Here is a 19,889-nt window from a genome sequence, read left to right as displayed (position 1 = left end):
GGACTTTCGTGTGCGTCAGGTTGGACTGCTACGGAAGTCGTGCAGTTTAATCGACGTCTGGTCCCCGAGTGTCCTGAACTAGCGAGTGAACTTCACTCGGTTCCCGGTCCCTTGCGTCCTGCTTTACCCGCCCAATCGGCAGACGTCATGACCAATCGGAAGCCAATATGCGACATCGGATTCGCAGGGTCCGTGCCGCGTCTCGCGCTGGTGCGGTAGCCACTGCAATAGGTGTCGCTGCACAAGAACGAGCCACCGCGCGTGACACGCTTCGGGGCATCGACCGGTGTCGAGCCGTCGTCGGGATCGAAGCTTGACGTCGGGCCAGACGGATCGACGTTTCGGCCCCGACGCTTGGCCTGCATTGCGAATTCGTCCGCGCGATACCAATCGGCCACCCATTGCCAGACGTTGCCCGCCATGTCGTAGAGGCCGTAGCCATTCGGTGAGAACTGTCCGACCGGGGTCGTACCGACGCGAATCGTCGGCGAGTCGACGACGGGGAACGGATGCGCGTTGTCGTCCCAAACGTTAGCCATCGACTTGCCGTCGGGACGTTTCGCATCTCCCCATGTGTAGTCCGCTTGCGTCAGACCACCGCGTGCCGCCACCTCCCATTGCGCTTCGGTCGGCAGGCGCTTGCCCACCCATGTCGCATAGGCCAAGGCGTCGTCATATGACACCTGCACCACCGGGTGATTTTCTTTGCCTGTCAGATCGCTGCCCGGCCCTTGCGGATGACGCCAGTTCGCACCGGGCACGAATCGCCACCACGCAGAATAGTCCCGCAGCGACACCATCGCTCCGGTGCCGACGAACACCATCGCACCCGGCACGAGCATTTCCGGCCGGGGCGCAGGCGTTCCGGGTGGCAACTGCACACGCAAGTCTTCCCAGCGCGGTGGGCGCTCGGCTGTGGTGACGTAGCCCGTCGCGTCAACAAAGCGCTCGAACTCTGCGTTGGTGACGTCGTGAACATCCATCCAGAATCCGCTCGTCGTCACATCAAAAGCGGGACGCTCGTTGCGCTGCGCCAGACGGCTGTCGGTGCCCATCAGGAACGTCTGCCCCGGGATCCACGCCATCTTCTGCGGACCGCGCTTGCCGTCGCCGATGAGCGGCAACGTCAGAGGCTCAGGCGGAATGTTTGACTGGCCTCGCTGAACCAGCGCCGACGCGTGTCGCGACGACGCCATCCACCCGATCGATACGCCCACCAAGATAATCGCGAGCGCCCATGCGAGGTGATCGTGACGCGTTCCCTTGTTCATTCGGTCACGCCCGGTGCCAGCACCACACCTACACGTTTGGCGTAGTCGACCCAGCCCTGCTTCAGACGCGCCACGATGTCGGGATGGTCGGCGGCAAGGTCCGTCGTCTCACCGCGATCACGAGTCATGTCGTATAGCTTCCAGTCGGGCGGTTCTGCGACCGGCTGCGGACCACGCTTCATGTGCACCGACAGCAACTTCCATCGGTCATCGCGGACATAGCGGTTCCCACCGAACTCCGCGCCGAGCAGGCTGCCGTCGGGGAGATGGCGTTGCGTCTTTCCGGTGAGAAGCGGGAGCAACGACGTGCCCGTCATAGGATTGACGGATTCGCCGCGATAGCGGTCGCCCGGATTCGGCAGCCCAGCCAACTGGAGGAAGGTCGGAGCGAGATCGAGGACAGTCGTTAGTTGCGTCGCTTTCGTCTGACCGTTCGATTGCTTCGGCATCCGTACGATAGCGGGCACGCTCACGCCGCCCTCCGACGGGTATCCCTTGAACAGCCGGAAAGGCGTCGCACTCACTTCCGCCCAGCGGGTGCCAAGGGCGATATTGGAGCGGCGACGGCCGAGATTCTCGTAGCTGTTGTCGTTGTTCGGACCGTCCGGGTAGAACATATCGACCTTCTCGCCCGACGGGCCGTTGTCGGACGCGAAGAAGATGAACGTGTTGTCGTACGCACCGACCGATTTCAGATGATCGACGAGGCGGCCAATGTTGGCGTCCAGTGTTTCGACCATCGCCGCATAGACTTCCATCTTGCGGGCTTCGGTCTTCTTTTGCTCCGGCGAGAGTTGATCCCAGCGAGGATTCATGGGCGACGCAGGCAGCAATGTGGCCGGACGGAAATCCGGCGGCAGCAATCCCAACTGCTTTTGGCGTGCAATTCGCTCGTTACGGATCGCGTCGTAACCGGCGTCATAACGACCGCGATAGTTGTCGATGCGGTCGTCCGGTGCCTGCAATGGCCAGTGCGGGGCCGTGTAGGCCGCATACGCGAAGAAGGGTTTGCCGTCGCCGAGATTCCGGTCGATGTAGCCGATCAGTTTGTCCGTATAGCCGACGCTCGAATAGAAGTTCGGCGGCAGCGTCACCATCTTGCCGTTCTCTCGATACGACGCCCGGTCGGCCGAGGTGATCGCGCCGGGTGCCGGAGCGAAGTGCGCAGCACCGCCCTGAAGCAACACGAACGACGACTCGAAACCGCGCGCCTGCGGGCTTTGCCCCGGCGTGAGACCGAGGTGCCACTTGCCGACCATGTAGGTGTGATAGCCGCCATCGCGCAGCAGACTCGCAATCGAGAAAGAGCGCTCGTTGAGATATCCCTCGTATCCCGGATGCCCGACCTGATAGATCTGCAGCGTCTCGGCCATCGTACCCAGACCCGACTGATGGTGATCGGCCCCGGAGAGCAGCATCGCGCGGGTAGGCGAGCAACTCGGCGCGACGTGGAAGTTCGTGAGGATGCGTCCGGACGCAATCAGTGCGTCGAGATTCGGCGTGCGGATCTCGCTGCCGAACGCGCCGATGTCCGAGTAGCCGAGATCGTCCGCAAGAATCATGAGGATGTTCGGCTTCTCGGACGGGGCCGCCACCACGGGTGCGGATGCACTGGCTGCCATTGCCGCCAGTGCGCAGAGGCACGTGGTGAGCTTGCGTCGCATCTGCGCGCGCAGGTGTGTTCGTCGATGGTTCATGAGCGGCTCCTGTCAGAACGCATGACTGATACCCAATGCCACAGCGCTGGTGTTCTCGCCTGGCATCGGGACCATGTCGAATGCCAGCGCGTAGCGGCTGTTGCCCCGGTTGTTGATGCGCGCGTAGCTTGCATAGAGGCGCGTGCGTTTGGACAGGCTGTGTTCGATGCCGACGTACAGGCCTGTGGCGTCACCGTTGGAGCCACCGGCTTCGTTGCGATTGACGAGCGAAACGACAAGCTCGTTTGCGGGGGTGATCGAGTAGCGTCCGCCGATCTGCCAGTCGAAGCCTTGCTGTGACGGCTTGCCAGACGTGTATACGCCTGAATACCGATGCAGCGCCGCCGTGATCTTGTATTCGCCCCGAATCCAGTATTCGCCGACGAGCCAGACGTCCTGCATGCCTTCACCGGGACGCGCGTTGTTGAAGTTGTCGTAGACGACGGACGCGAACCACGGGCCAGTCGAATAGCGCAGGCCGGTACTCGTCCCCTGCCCGCTCTTGGGGCGTTCGCCCGGCTGGAGGTTTTCCCCTTGCTTGCCGAGCGACAGCGACGAGATCACCTGAAAGCCCTGCCACTTCGGCGACTCGTACTTGACGGTGTTGTTCTCGAGCCAGCGCTCGTAGGAAGCAATGACGTTGGTAATGACGCTGTAGTTGCCGGTGTAGGTGGGATCGATGCGTCCGTAAGTGGTGGCAGACGTCACCCGCATGCGGCCGAGCAGGAGTCGACCGAACTCGCCTTTGAGGGCGACGTAGGCATCGCGCGCGGGTGGCACGGGCGTCGTGCCGTTGTTCACGCGCAAGCGCCATTCCAGAACGGCTTGCGCTTCGAGGGTGTCGGTGATCTTTTCGACGTCACGAAAGACGAAGCGCGACGTCTGAAGTCCGCCACTCTGAAGCCGTTGCGTCGTGGTGTTTTGCGCCCGGATCGACTCGACGTAGCTGTCGACGAAGCCGGACAAGGTCGGGCCGGTTTGCGCCCAGGATGCTCCCGCACACTGCGCCAACGCGAGTGCGGTGCAGACCTTCTTGCACATGTCTCCTCCTGTGCGCCGGACGACGCGCCACGATGAATGGCTGTGCGCTGGCGCAGTGGCCCGGTGACGCCGTAGCGTCCCGGTGCTCGATATGGGGATGTTTCGACGGCGGGATCTGGCCTTACTTGTTGAGGCTTAGGACCCAGTGGGCGAAGCGCTCGGCTTCGTCGTCGGGAATAGCGTTCGCGGGCATGGGGATGTTCCCCCACTTGCCGGTGCTGCCTTGGAGGATGCTCTTCTTGATCTTGGCGAGCGCGTCCGGATCGTTCCGATAGGACGCCGCAATATCGCGGAACGACGGCCCGACCTTCTTGCTGTTCATGTCGTGACAGGCACGGCACGTCTGCTCGCTGGCCGACGGTGCGGCCTGGACGGTCTGCGCTTGAACCGTGGCGGCTAGCGCGATGGCGATACTCAACGAAACCCGGGAAAACTGCATGGATACCTCGCAAATAAGCGATTCCCAGGGCCGAGGAATCGTGGTGAACTAAAGGAGTTTTTATGTATACATATTTTTACAAAAGAATACATTGAAATAATTTGGTGTACATGAAAGGTTTGGGATTGGTTATTCCAAGGGGTTATAGCGGGGGGATTCGTGGACAGGTCGGGGGAGCGTGCGGGCGTCACTCGACAGCGGGTCTTTCCAAACGCTCACAGGTGTCGTGACAAATCGTCGCTTAATCCAGAAATTTTTTCCTGCTTCAATGAATTAGCGAACGACGGCAACCGGCACTTGGCACGCGTTCGGACCGGCAATCGACGCGCTTCGCGACTTTGACGCCGTCGTTTCTTTCGTCCGTAATTCAATTGGCGCCGGTAAGCGCCGCCACTCCGGGCGACGATGTAGAACGCCAGGAACGCCATGAGCACGGGGCGTCATACCTTCGCTCTCCCGCCTGGCAGTCGGTTGCCTCTATAGGTCGCATGACCGAATTGACTGAGAAGCAAAGGAATATGGTGGTGCTGAGTGGCATCTACGACGCGAAATAACACAGGAATTTCCGGAAAAAACGTGCCCTGCTTCATCTTTCCAAAATACTCCCCCGTTTTGAAGGTCACGCGATATTCACCTTTGGTGAAGCACTCGCCCTTTGGGAAATGAGATCTGATTCTCCCCGGCGCATCCGTTTCGCCCGACGCAATTTTTTCCACTCGTTTCCACTCTGTACTGGTCAACCCACCCCGGACACCGGGTTAAGTTCTACTGCCGGATCAACCCAAGATCCGCCATCGAATGACTTACCTCGAACGTGGGCGATCCGTGAATCACGCCCCGCAACGTCTATAGAATGGGCCGTATCGAGGCCAAGCCGGTGAACCTGTGATTCAGTTCGCATTACTTCTTGTTTCAGCGATTGCACTCATTGCGGCGATCGTCGCGGCGGTAAAAGATGTTAATCACCGTCGATATTGGACGGTTTGCGCATGCTTCATCCTCGCTGGATTCTCATGTTGGATCGCGTTCGCTGCGATCGGATCGGAAGTAGATGCTCAAGGTGTTTTGCATGAGCCATTCGCATTGGTGCCAGTGGGATTGCTCATGGTGGTAGCCGGCGTAATCGGTAGCTTGGTACGCGGAACCGTGACGCTATATCGCCGCCAATCGCAGGGCACCAAATGAAGAGACTGTTCTGCGATAAGCAGATTGTTCGACGTAGGCCGACTGGCCTTTTCCATGGGAAATATCGACGAGATGTCCCCACCCCTGCGAGTTAGTACCGATTTTTAGTACGAAGCGATATTTGCTATCGTCTACCGGTTAATTATTCGTTTGGGTTCCTATCTGTGGGCAGCTCACGGCATTTTTCAATTTTTTCAAATCGCGATAAAGAAGCGCCTCAATTGCGCACAATCCACATAAGGATGTCATTTGTGGGTTCCACCTCCAATGCGTGGAGCAGCGGCACACAGAAGAAGGGGTGGTTCGGCTCGACTGTCTGGCATCGAGCCGTTTTGACTACCGCGGTGACGGCACTGCTGCCGTCGACGAACGTATTCGCGCAATGTGCTGCCGCCCCCGCCACGCTCAGTATCTCGTCCGGCAGCAGTTGCTCCGACTCGGCTTCTATTACGCGAGAAAGCGCCGGTACAGCGCCCGTGGTCGAAGTTTCCGGCACCGGCACCTATAGTGGTGCCTCAGTGACCTTGAATGCTACCGGGAGCGGCTACGGCGCGTATGCCACCGGTGGCGGGACTATTGGCCTGACTGGCACATTGACAGACGGCACATCGGTCAGCACCGACGGCGCCGGCGGCCATGGCCTCTATGCCGATGGCGCGGGTCGGATCACCGGCAGCTATACGTCCGTCTACACATATGGCGCAGGCGCTTACGGCATTGCTGCGATTGGCGCGACGAGTAGCGTGTCGCTGACGGACAGCGAAGTCAACACGGGGCTTGATAACGCGCACGGCGCCTATGCCTCCGGCGGCGGTTCGATTACATTGACCCGTACCAATGTCACGACATCGGGCGCCGGGGCCTCTGCCGTCTATTCGGATGCCGGGGGGACGATCACGCTCAATGACCTGAGCACGTACGGTTACGGCGACAACTCACCCGGCGTGGTCGCATCGGGTGCAGGCAGCGGCCTCACATTGAACAACGTTTATGTGAACATCTACGGCAATGGCAGTGCCGGGCTGTTTGCAGCCAGCGGTGGAAACATCACTGTCAGTGGCGGTGCCATCGCGTCGGGCGACTATTTCGGAGGCACCGTCATCGCTAACGCTCCCGGTGTGCTCGCTCGGGGCGTTGGCAGCAGTGTTCTGATGAGCAATGGCGCATCTTCGGCGACATACGGAGCGAACAGTCCTGGCCTATGGGCGGACGCAGGCGGCCGGATCGACTTCTCGGGCTACGGTGTCTTCACCTACCAACCCAATTCCTCCGGTACGGTGGCGAGTGGGACCGGCAGCATGGTGGCACTGACCGGCACGCTAGTGCGCACGTCGGGGCCTTCCAGTGCTGGCGTCAGTGTCACCGACGCTGGTACGGTCGCGGTGGTGAACACCGAGATCACCACCGGGTTCAGAGCGACAGGGAGCAACCCGCCTGCCCTGCAATTTCCTGCTTCAGACATCGGCTTGCAGGCGAATGCCGTGGATGTGATGGGGGCTGGAAGTCGGCTTCAAGCCGAGAGAACCGGCATCACCACGAACGGCGATGGCGCCATCGGCGTGCGGGTCAGTCAGGGAGCGACGGCTTCGATCGTAGGTGGCACCATCATGACCCATGGCGTCGGTACCGCCGCGGCAGGCGGCGCGGATGGCGTTCGCGCGACCGATACCGGCAGCAGTGTTGCGCTGTCCGGTACTTCGGTCACCACCACGAATGTCAACGCTGTGGGCTTGCACGCAATGAACGGAGGCACAATCACCGCCACGGACACCAGAATCTCCACACAAGGGACGGGCGCTTACGGGGCCTCTGCGCAGGATGCCGGTAGCCGTATCGCCCTGACCCACGCCGAGGTCAGCACTGCGGGCAATGCAACGCATGGTATTGCTGCCGTCAATGGCGGTGTCATTACTGCTGCGGGAACGACAGTCGCGGCGAGCGGTGCTGGTGCGGCCGCAATCTACCTTACCGGCAGTACGGCGAGCACGGTATCGCTCACCGGCGGCAATCTCAGCGCCACTAACGGAGCGATCGTGCTGGCCGAAGGCGGGACAGGTACCGTCTCGATCAGTGGTGGTGCCGCGATGACTCCCGCTGTCGTCGATGGCAGGCGCCTGCTGGCCCGAGTGACCGAGGATGCTGCCGGCACATCAAGCAACCTGACGCTGAACATTGCCGGTATACCTTCGCTCGTCGGTGACATTGTCGTTGACCCTTCCGCCCTCACCTTCAATCTGGTCGACAGCAACTGGACTGGCAATCTCGTGCTGGCCGGGCCGGGAAACACCGCCAGCGCCAAACTCAATGCATCGCAATGGACGGGCGACCTATTGGCCGATGCCGGCAACACCGCTGACGTGGTGCTGGCACAGCACAGTCTCTGGACGGGTCTGGCGCAAAACGCAACCAATGTCTCGGTCGACTCGCTCAGTGCCTGGAATGTCACCGGAGATTCAAACGCCACGCGGACTGTGAGCAACGCCGGTGTGATCCAGTTTGTAGCCCGTCCCGGTGCCTATAGCACGCTGACGGCCGGGAGCTACGCGGGCATCGCAGGTAGCCGCATCGGCTTTAATACCTATCTCGGCAGCGATAATTCGCCGACCAATCTGCTGGTGATCAATGGTGGCCAAGCCACCGGCACCACGGCCCTGATCGTCACCAATACCGGCGGCGCCGGCGCACAAACCGTGGCGGATGGCATCCGGTTGGTGAAAGCAAGCGGCGGCGGCACAACTGCGCCCGACACTTTCTCGCTCGGTCAACGCGTCGCCGCCGGTGCCTATGAGTACCAGCTCTTTCGCGGCGGCAGCGCGGCCCCGAACGACTGGTTCCTCCGGTCTCATCTTGTCGGCACACCGACAGACCCCGCGACGCCAGTCGGTACGGAAATTCCGCTCTACCGCCCGGAGGTGCCGCTCTACACGCCGGTCCCTGCAATCGCGCGTCAGATGGGCTTGGCGACGCTAGGGACACTGCATGAGCGCGTTGGTGACGAAGAGAACCTGCGTGGTCTGCCAGCGCCGCGGGCGTATGCGAACGGTGCATGGGGACGGGTGTTCGGGGAACGTGTGCGCAACCGGTGGAATGGAACGGTGGACACAAGCGCGACAGGAAATCTGATCGGGTTCCAAGCGGGCTTCGACATCTTCCGGCGAACCACGGATAGTGGCCACCGGGACCACGCGGGCGTCTATCTGGCGTACTCGGATTACAACGCTACATCGGTGCGAGGCTTCGCGCTGGGAACGCAGGACCTCACGGTGGGTCGGTTGCAGATGCATGGTCCGTCATTTGGAGGCTATTGGACACATTTCGGCCCGAGCGGCTGGTATCTCGACGGGGTATTGCAGGGAAGCTGGTACGACACGAAGGCAACGTCGCTTTATGGCACAGGGATATCGACCAACGCTACGGCATACGCGGCGTCACTCGAGACGGGTTACCCGATCCATTTTGGCGAGGGCAACGATTTGCTGATTGAGCCGCAAGCGCAGGTCATCCGCCAAGGGGTATCCGTGAGCGGGTCGCGAGATCAGTACGCGAGTGTGAATTGGAGTGCGGGCGCAGCGTGGACCGGACGCTTGGGCGCGCGGCTGCAATACACGAAGCGAGACGGGCACGGCACACTTTGGCAGCCCTATGCGCGAATCAACCTCTGGCATGCATTCTCCGGCACCGATAGTGCGATTTTCGGCCAGTCATCTCCCGCCATTGACGCCCATTTCGGTAATTCAGCATTGGAGGTCGGGGGCGGTGTAACTGCACAGGTGAACCGGAAACTGAGCCTTTACGGACAGGCCACCTACCGCTGGTCGCTCGGCGGCAATAATCGTCAAACCGCAGTTGCCGGCGTGCTGGGCGTTCGTTTCAACTGGTAAACAGCGTTTCGTAACGCGCCGGCGCTCGGCACGGTCATCATGGGGGCTCTGCACATATAAGTACGTGGTCTGGCGTAGCTGCAATAGTGCTGTCGCACGCCGGATGCATGCCTCAGCGTGGGCCGGAAGGTCCTTTATTCAGGCAGGAATCCATACCTCGTTCAACGCGTTGGCAGTATCGGTCCGAATGCGTGTGAAGCAACACATCACGAGTCGATATCAGGTCTGCTGCAAAACCTGCTACTCCAAATTTTGGCCAGTGCGCCCGGATCCAAAAACCTAAAGCGCTTGCCACGGCCATCACAACACAGATGCCCGGCGGTTGGGAAAGGGAAATGTGCGGGAATCACTAACGTGGATTGATTAAAGTTTTCTTCAAAGAAACGCATGCGAGTCGCTGCTGATTTCGCGGGATCATCACAAAAACGCGTACTCAACTCCGGGTAGCGGCATTGCAGCGGCGAGTGAAACATATCGCCACTCAGGATGGCACGTTCGCCCTCGCTTTCGATGACGACGCAAACGTGACCGGGTGAGTGCCCCGGCGTGGGCGTCAGTCGGACTTCGGTGGTAATCCGGTGATCGCCCGCCACAATGTCCGCGAGGCCCGCGTCGAGTATCGGCGTGATACTGTCGTCCATATAGTTTCCGGTTCGCGCGATGCCCGGGAGGCCACCCTCGCCCTGCCAGAAGTCGAGCTCGGCTTCGACGAAAAGATATCGCGCATTGGGAAAGCTCGGTTGCCAGCGTCCCTCGACCCCACGCGTATGACCTCCCACGTGATCAACGTGAAAATGGGTGGAAACGACGAAGTCGACGTGCTCCGGCGGCGTTCCACTGTCGGCTAGCCGCTTCAACCAGCCCTGCGTGGCGTGGTCGAAAGCTTCGCGCACGCGCGATTTACAATCGCCAACGCAGGTGTCGACGACGATGGTTTTCCCTTCGCTCCGCACGACGAACCCCTGAATCGCCACCACGAGCTTGTCCGTCGATTTTTCGAACCACGCGTCGGTGTCCCCGGTGCGGATGTCGGCAAGCATCTCTTCGGTTGCTGCCGGGAAAATCTCGCCTAGCGCTAGCAGTGGCGCGCAAGACTCGACAACGACGGTAATCGACACCTTCCCGACCTTTATCTCGAAGGCCATCGGCTGCTCGGTCGTGCTGGAGAGATCGTCTGTCATGTTCGTGTATCGCGAATTGATGGCCCGAGTGTCCTGGGCGCTTCGTTCGTCGAGAAAGTCTCGATAAGCCGTTCGGCCCGCTCAAGCGGGCCGATACATGCGATCGTCGCCACGTCAGAACCGGTGACGAATTCCCGCGACGAATGCGGTCTGCTCCTTGTTGCTCGACGGCGCAGAAGCGAGGAACAGCACTGCGGTGGCCAACGGTCCCGTCGCCTTCACATAGTTGACATAGGCGTAAATATCGGTCCGCTTGGAAAGGAAGTAGTCGACGCTCAGTTGCCCCTGATTCCAGTGCGACGTCGCGTCGATGCCGCCGTAATGTCCCATCGAGTAGACGTATGCGGCCGACAGCGCAAGCGCCGGACTGACGTTATAGACGGCCGTGAGATCGAAATTGTCGATATGCAGGCTGGTGCCGTCCAGATACGAATACCTGACATCGGACACGATGCCACCGAGGCGTGTATTTCCGAACGCATACTCTGCCCCCCCAGCAACAACACGCTGCCGCTTCACGCCGACACTGGCGTTCACTGGGCTCGTATGGAACAACTGAAATGCGCCGCCCGAATAGTCATCGCTAACGGCGCCAGACGGGTTTGACGTCCCGGGTTGATCGATATTCAGATAGGTCAGGGCATAACGTTGACCACCGCGAACGTAATTGACTCCAGCACTGAACGCCCGGTTCTGCTGAAATGCACCGGCCTTGTTACTGAAGGCGTACATCGACTCGAACTCGAGACCGTTCCATTCCGGACTTTTGTACTTCACAGAATTGCTGTAGCGGAAATTACCTTCGATGTTGTCGTTGCTGCCAATGCTGGTCGCCAGCCCCGGCCCCATGGCCTGAGGTTCGATGCGATCTAAGTAGTCCCAAAGCACATCGTATTGCCGACCAAACGTGAGCGTGCCGTAGGTCCTGCTCGACAGACCCACGAATGCCTGACGCCCGAACATTCGGCCACCCTGCCCCAACTTTCCCTGATTGATGTCGAAACCGTTTTCCAGCGTGGCGATGGAAGACCACCCGCCGCCGAGGTCTTCATTCACGCGAAACCCCAGTCGATTGTTCTGATTCGCCCCGCTCACCAATTGAACGGTCGAGTTTCCGGCCTGATTACTGAAGTAGCCGATGCCGTCGGAAATGATGCCGTAAATGGTGAGCGAGTTCTGCGCCAGTGCGGGCGCGGAAACACACATGAAGATCGCGAGACATCCAAACCGGAGTTTCATAATGAACACCCGTATCGTTATCGAGTTTCGGGACGAGAAGTCGCCACACTGTGGCGCCGAATTTATAATTTATATATAAGCAGTACTAATTAACTTCCAAACGAATGGCACATCTATCGAAACGCATTGACGCGTTAAATCGGTTTTCCTTCGCTTGACGACCAGTTGCGCATCAAGGTGTTGCTCGGCAAGCGCTCATCCATGAGCTTTCGAGACGCTTCGATGCCTACGACAGGCAAGCCGGTGGGATCGAGCAGACCAATCTGCACGAGTACGGTGGCCTGGTCCCAGTAAATGTGTTCGTTGTACAGCTTGTCGCCGCGAAAGCAGATCACCGCGAGCATCGCAACTTCGATGTATTTACCGGTGGGCTCGATGCCCGGAAGCATCCAGTCAATCTCACGGTCGTGTGTTGCGCAGAAGACGAACTCATCGACGACACGGTCGGCGCCAATCGTTCGCGATATCGGAATAAATCGCGTATCGGCGGGATTCGCATGAACGAAGTGATACTTGTAGAAGCGCTTGAGCTCGTCGTGCCCCACGCCGCCGGTCATCGTCGGGATGTGATTGACGTAAGGTGTTTCGATCATGGTGGGCATGATCGCGTCTACGTCGCGAGAATCGAACTCGTGATAGCAATGCAGTTCCCAGAGAGCGTTCAGGTCATACACCGGACCTAACACCTTGCGAAGCAGCGCGATCGTGCGTGAGTAAGCCATGATCGACGCGGGTTTGTTGTAATGCTCGCGCTCGGGCGTTGCGAACGCGTGGTCACAACCCGCATACACGAAATGCTCGATTTGCGGATTTTCCGACAGCGCGGCGATGACCGTCTCGCGCACGGAGGGCGGCGACAACGCATCGTTCTCGGCGAAGTGGAAGGCCATCGGACAACGGATCTGCGGCACTTCGCTCAGGAAGGCTTCCAGACCGACACCGTAATAGCTCACAGCACAATCGATGTCCGTCGCCGCAGCAGCCAGCATGGCCAGTTTCCCGCCCAGACAATAACCGACCGCACCGATCTTGCCGATCTGCTCAGGCAGCGCGCGCAGTGCATTGATGGTCGCACCCACGTCTTCGACGGCTTTTCCCAAATCGAACGCTTCATTCAGTTCAAGGGCACGTGCGAAGTCGGCTTCTCCGTAACCGAGTACCGTCCCCGGAGCCATGCGCCAGAACAGATCCGGAACTACGACAACGTAGCCCTCTTGCGCGAAACGGTCGGCGGTCTCCTTCATGAACCCGTTGATGCCGAAGATTTCCTGCAACAGGATCAACCCCGGACCCTTGCCTTGCTTCGGCGTGGCCAGATAGGCGGAAAACGACTTCCCGTCCTCCGCGGCGATTTTGATCGTTTGTCCAGTCATGACACTCTCCTTTCCATGCGTAAAGTCGATTCGGATGATCCGGGCGACAGGTCAACCGTTCGCAGCCAATAGCCGCAGCACGGCGCTTCGGTCTGTCGCCAACCCGGAGACAATCTGTTTGGCCATATCGCCGACGTAGACGTCGTCGGTGCCATCGCCGAGCGCCGCCAGTGTGGCGAGCACCACTTCGGCGGGCGCAAGCTTGGGCATGTCGCCAACGTCGCGCGACATATCGGTGTCTATCGCGCCGGGCATAACGGCGAGTGCGCGCACGCCGTGCGCCGCGAGTTCGGCACGCAAGCCTTCGGTCATGCGCAGTGCGGCGGCCTTGGATGCGCTCAATGAAGTCATTGCGGGCAATGTGGCGCGCGCCAGAATCGAGAGCACGTTGACCAGCGCGCCGCCATTGCGCTTGAGCGCCGGGGTAAAGGCCAGCGTCATGTTCAACGTGCCGAAGTAGTTCACCTCCATCTCCGCACGCGCGGCGTCGACATGCCCGGCCGAGAAAGGCGGCACGATCCGGTTGATGCCCGCGTTGTTGACGAGGAGGTTGACGTCTCCGGCAAGCGCCGCAGCGTGTGCGATGTCTTCGGCGTTGGTGACGTCCAGTTTCACCGCTATGACGCGGCTGTCGTTCGTCGGGATTAATGCGACGTCACGAGCCCCGGCGTAGACCTTCTGCGCGCCATGCGCCAGCAGCGTCTGCACGAAACACGCGCCAACGCCACGATTGGCACCTGAGACAAATGCGATGGATCCCTCGACTTGCATCTTCATTTCCTCGTCGGTTCGGAATCAGATGGGGGAAGCCACGATGCTCCCCCCGGAATCGAGGGTCAGGCGGACCATGTCGCCTGCATGAAGCGCAGCTTCCGAACGAGCGATGACGATGGGGCCATCCGAGCTGACGACGCTCGCAAGATGCAGCGGAGCGGCATTTGACTGGCCCACCCGCTGGTGAACGACGGTGGCCTCTGTCACCGTCCCCTGAGTGAACGGCGCGCCCCGCCAGTCGGCAGCGCCGCAGTTCGGGCACAGATAGCGCGCGGGGAAGAGCGTGTGATGGCACGCATTGCATCGAAAGACCGACAACGTCATGACGTTTCTCCTGTGACGCCCTCAAGCACCACGGCGTTGCCGCACATGCCGTAGCGATACTCGACCATGCCGTAGCCACTGACGACGGCAAGACGCGCATCGGCGACCTGACGCTCACCGGCGCGGTGCCGCAACTGCGTTACGGCCTCCACGAGTCCGTGCATTCCACCGGCGGCGCCTGCCTGCCCTGCCGACAATTGACCGCCCGAGGTGTTGACGTTCAGCTCACGTGAGGCGATGCGCGCGAGCAGGGCGCGGATGTCGCCGTCCGGCGCGAATCCAAGGTCGACAAGCTGGATCAGCGCCATCACCGGGTAGTCGTCATAGACGGAAATGACGTCCATATCGTGCGGCGCCACACCGGCCCGCTTCCAGAGCGTCGGGGCCACGGCAGCGAGCGGTGTGGTCAATCCATCTCCTGCCTGATGATCCGTGTTGAAAAGACTCTGCACTGCGCGAATGCGCACGTTACGCGCACGGCGAACAAGGTCGGCACGCGCCACGATGATGGCGTTGGCGCCGCAAACCACCGGCACGCAATCAAGACGCCGCAACGGTTCGGCGACCATCGGCGCTTCCAGATAGTCAGCGAGCGTCATCGGGCTCCGATATACGGCGTCGGGATTCTGCGCAGCCCATGCCCGTTGCGCGACACACAGTGCGCCGTAGTCGTTCGGGGTCAGATCGAACCGCCGGGCATGGCGTTGCGTGAGCATCGCGAAAACGGCATTGGGCCCGCCCGTTTCCAGCGGTCTGAGCCATTGACGCGTGGTCAGGTTGTAGTGATCGACCAGTTGCTTGAAATCGGCCGCCTCGAAGCGGTCTCCAGAGAGCAGCGCGACGACATTGGCGTCGCCGCACTGGATCGCTCGCGCCGCGTGCTGAAGCATGTTGATAGCGCTCGCGCCGCCGTGGCAGTCGTCCATGCACCAGCGCGGGCTCAGCCCGAGTCGCCACGCCATGTCGACGGCATGGTCGGGCGCGAGGGTGAAGGACGCGACGCCCAGACCGTCGATATCTTTAGTGCTAAAACCCGACTCGGCCAAAGCCCGCGAGAAGGCATCGGCGAGCAAATCGCCGGTGTTACCGTCCGTCGCGCGCCGTTGATAAGGAACTTCGACCCCGGCCGTAATCAGTGCGCCGCTAAAATCGCCGTACGTCATCTCAATGTCCCTGTCGTTGGCTTCGACGCGTGGTTTCCCGGGTGAACAACAGGGAAACGACCGTGACAGCGCCCAGGAACATCATCAGCAGGGCAATGGGCCAGGAGGCGTGGTAATGCGCCAGCAGTGCGGTCGCGATCAACGGTGACAGGCCACCGGCAAACACCGAGGCGACTTCGTGGCCGAGCGCCATGCCCGAGTAGCGCACTTCGGTGCTGAATAGCTCGCCCATCAGGCTGGGCTGGGTGCCGATCATCGCGCCGTGGCACACCGCGTTGCCCATCATGAAAGCCAGCCAGATCCACGCGGGGGTATGCGTATCGAGCATCCAGAAGAACGGGAAGGCCAACAGCACGAAGCCCATGGCGCCGATCATATAAACCGGCTTTCGTCCCCAATGGTCCGACAGACGCCCCCAAAATGGAATCGTGAACAGCTCGGAGAGCATCGACACGATCAGGCCGCCGAGCATGATCTGGTTGGAGACGCCAATGAATTTGCCGTAGACCAGTGCGAATGCAACGACAATGTATGAGCCACCGTTTTCGGCCACGCGCAAACCCATTGCCATCAGAATTTCCCTGGGGTGCTTGCGAATGACATCGAGCAACGGCGCATGCACGGTTTTACCGGCCGCTTCCGCCTTGGAGAATTCCGCGCTTTCCGGCAAGCGCGACCGAATGTACACACCGACGCCGAAGATAACGATGGAAAGCACGAACGGAATGCGCCAGCCCCAGCTCAGGAAGGCATCCCTCGGCAACATTTGCACGGCGTAAAACACTGCGGCGGAGAGCACAAAGCCACCGCCCACACCGATCTGGCTCCATGACGCGTAGTAACCACGTTTCTCGGCAGGCGCGGACTCGCTGATCATCAGCACGCCACCGCCCCATTCACCGCCGGCCGCGATGCCTTGCAGAATGCGCAGTACGATCAGCAACACCGGTGACCAGAAGCCCACCTGTGCGTACGTGGGGAGTAGACCGATCAGGAAAGTGGCGCCGCCCATGATCGAGAGGGTCCAGACAAGCGCGCCCTTGCGCCCGAACTTGTCGCCGATGTGGCCGAAGACAATGCCACCGAAAGGGCGCGCGGCAAATCCGATGGCGAAGCCTGCGAAAGCTGCCAGCGTGCCAAGTAGCGGATCGGTCCCGGTCGGAAAGAACAGATCGCCAAAGACCAGCGCGGCAGCCGTGCTGTAAAGGAAGAAGTCGTACCACTCCAACGCGTTGCCTATCACCGACGCGAACACAATGCGTCGAAGCGATCGTTCGTCGACTTTAGCCACCATCCCGCTTGATTCCGGGCCGCTATACGTTTGCGTGCTTGCCATCTGAAGCTCCTGGTAGTGCACCTGTCGATGCACGCATGAGGTGACGTTACGATTGCCCCGCCCGCACCGTATCGTTCAGCGATGCGAGTGCTCAGTGACGTCGGGGTGGAAAACTCTGGCCATCAGGAACGTGTCAAGACCGTTTGAGGCGATACCCCGAGGTCTCGAGATCCCACGTCGATGCACTTACGCCGCACTCGCGCAACTTGAATTTCTGGATCTTTCCGTTTTCGGTCTTCGGCAAGTCAGACACGATGTCGAGGTAGCGCGGTACGGCGAAGTACGGCAACCGTGGCTCGCAGTACCGAATCAGTTCGAGAGGATCGATGCTGTGGCCATCGCATGGCACGACTGCGGCCATGACCTCGTCTTCTGCGAGCGCAGACTTCACCGCGAATACGGCCGCAGTTTCAATGCTCGGGTGACTGAGCAGTACCTGTTCGACTTCGTACGAGGAGACGTTTTCGCCGCGGCGCCGGATGGCATCCTTGAGTCGATCGACAAAGCGAAAATAGCCGTCTTCGCTTCGGATGACGCGATCGCCGGTGTGGAACCAGAGATTGCGCCAGGCTTCGACAGTCTTGTCGGGCATGCCGTGGTAACCGCTGGCAAAGGCAAACGGCTCGTTGGCACGCAGGATCAATTCCCCGGGTTCGCCGTCGGGTACCGCCATGTCGTTCGCATCGACCACGCGTGCCTCGAAGCCCGCAGCGAGGCGCCCCATGAAACCCACACGCTGGGCGCTTACGTCGCCGCCGATCACGCTATTGGTCTCGGTCGAGCCGAATCCGTCAATCAGCGTGATACCACTGCGCTCGGCAAATTCCCGATGGAAGTTCGCGGGTACGCCGGGGGCCAGCGCGATGCGCACCTTGTGTTTTCGCTCGTTTGGCGTCGCAGGTCGTCCGAGCAGAATCGGCACCATTGCCCCAAGTACATAGGTGACCGTCGCGCCGGTGTCGACCAGTGCGTCGAAGAATCCGCTGGCAGAGAAGCGGCGGTCGACGACCTGCACGGCATCGAGAAGCAGGGCCTGGAAGAAGGTATTGAGCGCGTTGGTGTGAAACAGCGGCAAACAGGTGTAGAGAACGTCGCCCTTGCCGATGCCGAGATCGCCGCCGGTGTTTCGTCCCCACCAATAGAACTGCGCGTGAGGGCACACGACGCCCTTCGAAACACCGGACGTGCCCGACGTGTACAGAATGGCGAACGGATCACCGTCCTCAAGATGCGCTGCGGCGACCGCGTCGCCCAACGGCGGCAGGGGCGTCGTGGGCCATACGGGCGCCAATGCGCCCGGCAGTGGCTCATCGATCAGCCAGACCTTTTCAAGACTCAAGTCATCCGCTTCGAGCGCATTGACCGAATCCGCCAGCGCGGCTTCGACGATAAGCAATCGTGCCCCGCTATTGCGAAGAATGTGCGCGAGCTGAAATCCGCGTGAGGCCGTGTTGATGGGCACCACGACGGCGCCGAGCCATCCGCAGCCGAGCACCATTTCGATGAATTCGACGCGGTTGCCGCACATCAGCGCCACGTGATCGCCACGCTTGATGCCATGTGCTGCGAGCGTGCCCGCACGACGCGCCGCAATCAGCGTGGCATCGGCGGCAGTCAATACCGTATTGCGGTCGGAAAAGAGTGGTGCTTCCGGGTTTCTCGCGGTGCGAGCGCTGAGGAGCGCGGGGAGTGTACGTTGCGCGCCAGGTGCCTGCGTCGCGGCTTCGGTTTGCGCCACGATTGTTTCGATGCAACCCATGTCTTGATACCCCTTCGATGAATGTCATGAAGTCTAGAAATGGGTAACATATCCGTCAAATGCATCGTAAATATCATCATCATAAATGCCATGGATATTAAAGACGTCGACTTGAACCTGCTTCGGGTGTTTCATGCGGTCCTTGAAGAGCGCAACATCACCCGCGCGGGAGAACGCATTGGTTTGTCGCAACCCGCGACCAGCTATGCGCTATCGCGCTTGCGTTCGCTTTTTGACGATCCGCTGTTCGTGCGGACAAGCGATGGCATGTTGCCGACGCCGACCGCCGAGCGCCTGGCGTTGCCATTGAGCCGCGCGATGGTCTCCATTCAGGAAGTGCTCAATCACGACAAGGTGTTTGATGCGAAGACGAGCTCGCGAATATTCAGGCTTTCGATGAGCGATATTGGTGTTCAGGTTTTCTTGCCGCGACTGTGCGAGGCGCTTCAGCACGTGGCACCGCGCGTGCGGCTATCGGTCGAGTTGGTGGATGCGAGTGTGGTGGAAGAGCGGCTGAAGTTGGGGCAGTTGGATTTTGCGATTGGTAATTTGCCCACGCTCAAGGGCATGACAAACCACATCGTGATGTTCCGCGAGACGTATGCATGCATGACGCGCAAACGGCCGGGATTGCCCGCGCGCGTGCTGTCGCGAGAGCAGTTTCTTGCGATGTCGCACATCGCGGTGACGTCGACGGACTCCAGTCATTTTGTGATCGAGGAGACGCTCAACGGCGGCGGACTGCAGCGAAGACTGGCGATCAGCGTGCCGCACTTTACGATCGTGCCGGAGATTCTCGAGAGGACAGATTGGGTTGCTACCTTACCCAAGGGCGTCGCGCAAATCCTGAATGCCTCCGGTAAGTTTGCGATTTACCCGTTGCCGATTGAAGCCCCTGAAGCGGAGTCGACGGTCCACTGGCATCAGGCATTCGACGCGGACGAGGGAATACGGTGGTTTCGTCAGTTCGTAGTGTCCGTGGTGGACGCGATCGGGATCGACCATGGAGGCAGAAGCGCAACGAGAACTGCGTTGCGTGACGGATTGAAAACTAGGCATTCCTAAGTGTCGAAACGGGAGATGCAGGCTTAACTTGCTGTCCGCGTAACCGGCGGCAGCCCAGCTCCAATATCCCTCAATGGAACCCTACATTCAACCGTACAGAAAACCCAAAAAATCCTTCCAAGACAGCCAGTTATCAGTTCCAGGCAACCCTACATTTAACC

Annotated in this window: 16 protein-coding genes; 3 read left to right on the top strand and 13 right to left on the bottom strand. The window is 60.3% G+C overall.

Translation table 11 applies throughout. The features are described from left to right. Window positions 1-92: 92 nt before the first annotated feature. The 5 genes from PAN31117_RS20605 to uraH form a co-directional block, all read right to left on the bottom strand. The gene (locus PAN31117_RS20605) at window positions 93-1,271 is read right to left on the bottom strand and encodes a formylglycine-generating enzyme family protein (RefSeq protein ID WP_246189191.1); all 1,179 of its coding nucleotides are present in this window, start codon (window positions 1,269-1,271) and stop codon (window positions 93-95) included. Then, window positions 1,268-2,968: an arylsulfatase gene (locus PAN31117_RS20600; protein WP_217429674.1), complete on the bottom strand. Its 1,701-nt coding sequence runs from the start codon at window positions 2,966-2,968 to the stop codon at window positions 1,268-1,270. Before PAN31117_RS20600 ends, PAN31117_RS20605 begins: the two co-directional genes overlap by 4 nt. A gap of 12 nt (window positions 2,969-2,980) precedes the next feature. Continuing rightward, window positions 2,981-4,009 (bottom strand): porin, encoded by a 1,029-nt coding sequence (locus PAN31117_RS20595; protein WP_150739828.1) that lies wholly within the window; start codon window positions 4,007-4,009, stop codon window positions 2,981-2,983. Between the two features lie 121 nt (window positions 4,010-4,130). Beyond that, a complete protein-coding gene (locus tag PAN31117_RS20590; RefSeq protein ID WP_150739827.1) occupies window positions 4,131-4,448 on the bottom strand; it encodes a c-type cytochrome in 318 nt (105 codons plus the stop codon). A gap of 440 nt (window positions 4,449-4,888) precedes the next feature. Next, window positions 4,889-5,188, bottom strand: a complete 300-nt coding sequence (uraH, locus tag PAN31117_RS27830) for a hydroxyisourate hydrolase (RefSeq protein WP_150739826.1) — start codon at window positions 5,186-5,188, stop codon at window positions 4,889-4,891. A gap of 145 nt (window positions 5,189-5,333) precedes the next feature. On the opposite strand from uraH, the gene PAN31117_RS20580 reads away from it, so the two are divergent. Together PAN31117_RS20580 and PAN31117_RS20575 are read left to right on the top strand one after the other, a co-directional pair. Beyond that, window positions 5,334-5,633: a DUF3955 domain-containing protein gene (locus PAN31117_RS20580; protein WP_246189190.1), complete on the top strand. Its 300-nt coding sequence runs from the start codon at window positions 5,334-5,336 to the stop codon at window positions 5,631-5,633. 164 nt (window positions 5,634-5,797) lie between these two features. Beyond that, on the top strand, window positions 5,798-9,514 hold the full coding sequence (locus tag PAN31117_RS20575) for an autotransporter outer membrane beta-barrel domain-containing protein (RefSeq protein WP_150739825.1): 3,717 nt from the start codon (window positions 5,798-5,800) through the stop codon (window positions 9,512-9,514). Window positions 9,515-9,720: 206 nt separating this feature from the next. Here PAN31117_RS20575 and PAN31117_RS20570 read toward each other — a convergent pair whose 3' ends face one another. The 8 genes from PAN31117_RS20570 to PAN31117_RS20535 form a co-directional block, all read right to left on the bottom strand. Continuing rightward, the gene (locus PAN31117_RS20570; RefSeq protein ID WP_150739824.1) at window positions 9,721-10,695 is read right to left on the bottom strand and encodes an MBL fold metallo-hydrolase; all 975 of its coding nucleotides are present in this window, start codon (window positions 10,693-10,695) and stop codon (window positions 9,721-9,723) included. Window positions 10,696-10,809: 114 nt separating this feature from the next. Then, window positions 10,810-11,901: a porin gene (locus tag PAN31117_RS20565; protein ID WP_150739823.1), complete on the bottom strand. Its 1,092-nt coding sequence runs from the start codon at window positions 11,899-11,901 to the stop codon at window positions 10,810-10,812. Window positions 11,902-12,068: 167 nt separating this feature from the next. Beyond that, window positions 12,069-13,307, bottom strand: a complete 1,239-nt coding sequence (locus tag PAN31117_RS20560; RefSeq protein ID WP_150739822.1) for a dienelactone hydrolase family protein — start codon at window positions 13,305-13,307, stop codon at window positions 12,069-12,071. Between the two features lie 51 nt (window positions 13,308-13,358). Next, complete coding sequence (locus tag PAN31117_RS20555; protein WP_150739821.1) at window positions 13,359-14,078, bottom strand: SDR family NAD(P)-dependent oxidoreductase; 720 nt, start codon at window positions 14,076-14,078, stop codon at window positions 13,359-13,361. A gap of 24 nt (window positions 14,079-14,102) precedes the next feature. Further along, window positions 14,103-14,405, bottom strand: coding sequence for a Zn-ribbon domain-containing OB-fold protein (locus tag PAN31117_RS20550; protein WP_150739820.1), 303 nt, complete (start codon window positions 14,403-14,405; stop codon window positions 14,103-14,105). Further along, complete coding sequence (locus PAN31117_RS20545) at window positions 14,402-15,568, bottom strand: thiolase family protein (protein WP_150739819.1); 1,167 nt, start codon at window positions 15,566-15,568, stop codon at window positions 14,402-14,404. Before PAN31117_RS20545 ends, PAN31117_RS20550 begins: the two co-directional genes overlap by 4 nt. Before the next feature lies 1 nt (window position 15,569). Beyond that, a complete protein-coding gene (locus PAN31117_RS20540; RefSeq protein WP_174991047.1) occupies window positions 15,570-16,904 on the bottom strand; it encodes an MFS transporter in 1,335 nt (444 codons plus the stop codon). Between the two features lie 133 nt (window positions 16,905-17,037). Beyond that, window positions 17,038-18,663: an ATP-dependent acyl-CoA ligase gene (locus PAN31117_RS20535; protein ID WP_150739818.1), complete on the bottom strand. Its 1,626-nt coding sequence runs from the start codon at window positions 18,661-18,663 to the stop codon at window positions 17,038-17,040. Between the two features lie 39 nt (window positions 18,664-18,702). On the opposite strand from PAN31117_RS20535, the gene PAN31117_RS20530 reads away from it, so the two are divergent. Continuing rightward, complete coding sequence (locus tag PAN31117_RS20530) at window positions 18,703-19,728, top strand: LysR family transcriptional regulator (RefSeq protein WP_370855780.1); 1,026 nt, start codon at window positions 18,703-18,705, stop codon at window positions 19,726-19,728. Window positions 19,729-19,889: the final 161 nt, after the last annotated feature.

Source organism: Pandoraea anapnoica, assembly GCF_902459765.1.
Classification (GTDB): Bacteria; Pseudomonadota; Gammaproteobacteria; order Burkholderiales; family Burkholderiaceae; genus Pandoraea; species Pandoraea anapnoica.
Note: the sequence above shows the minus strand (reverse complement) of the source record. Positions and strands in the feature narration are given on the sequence as shown.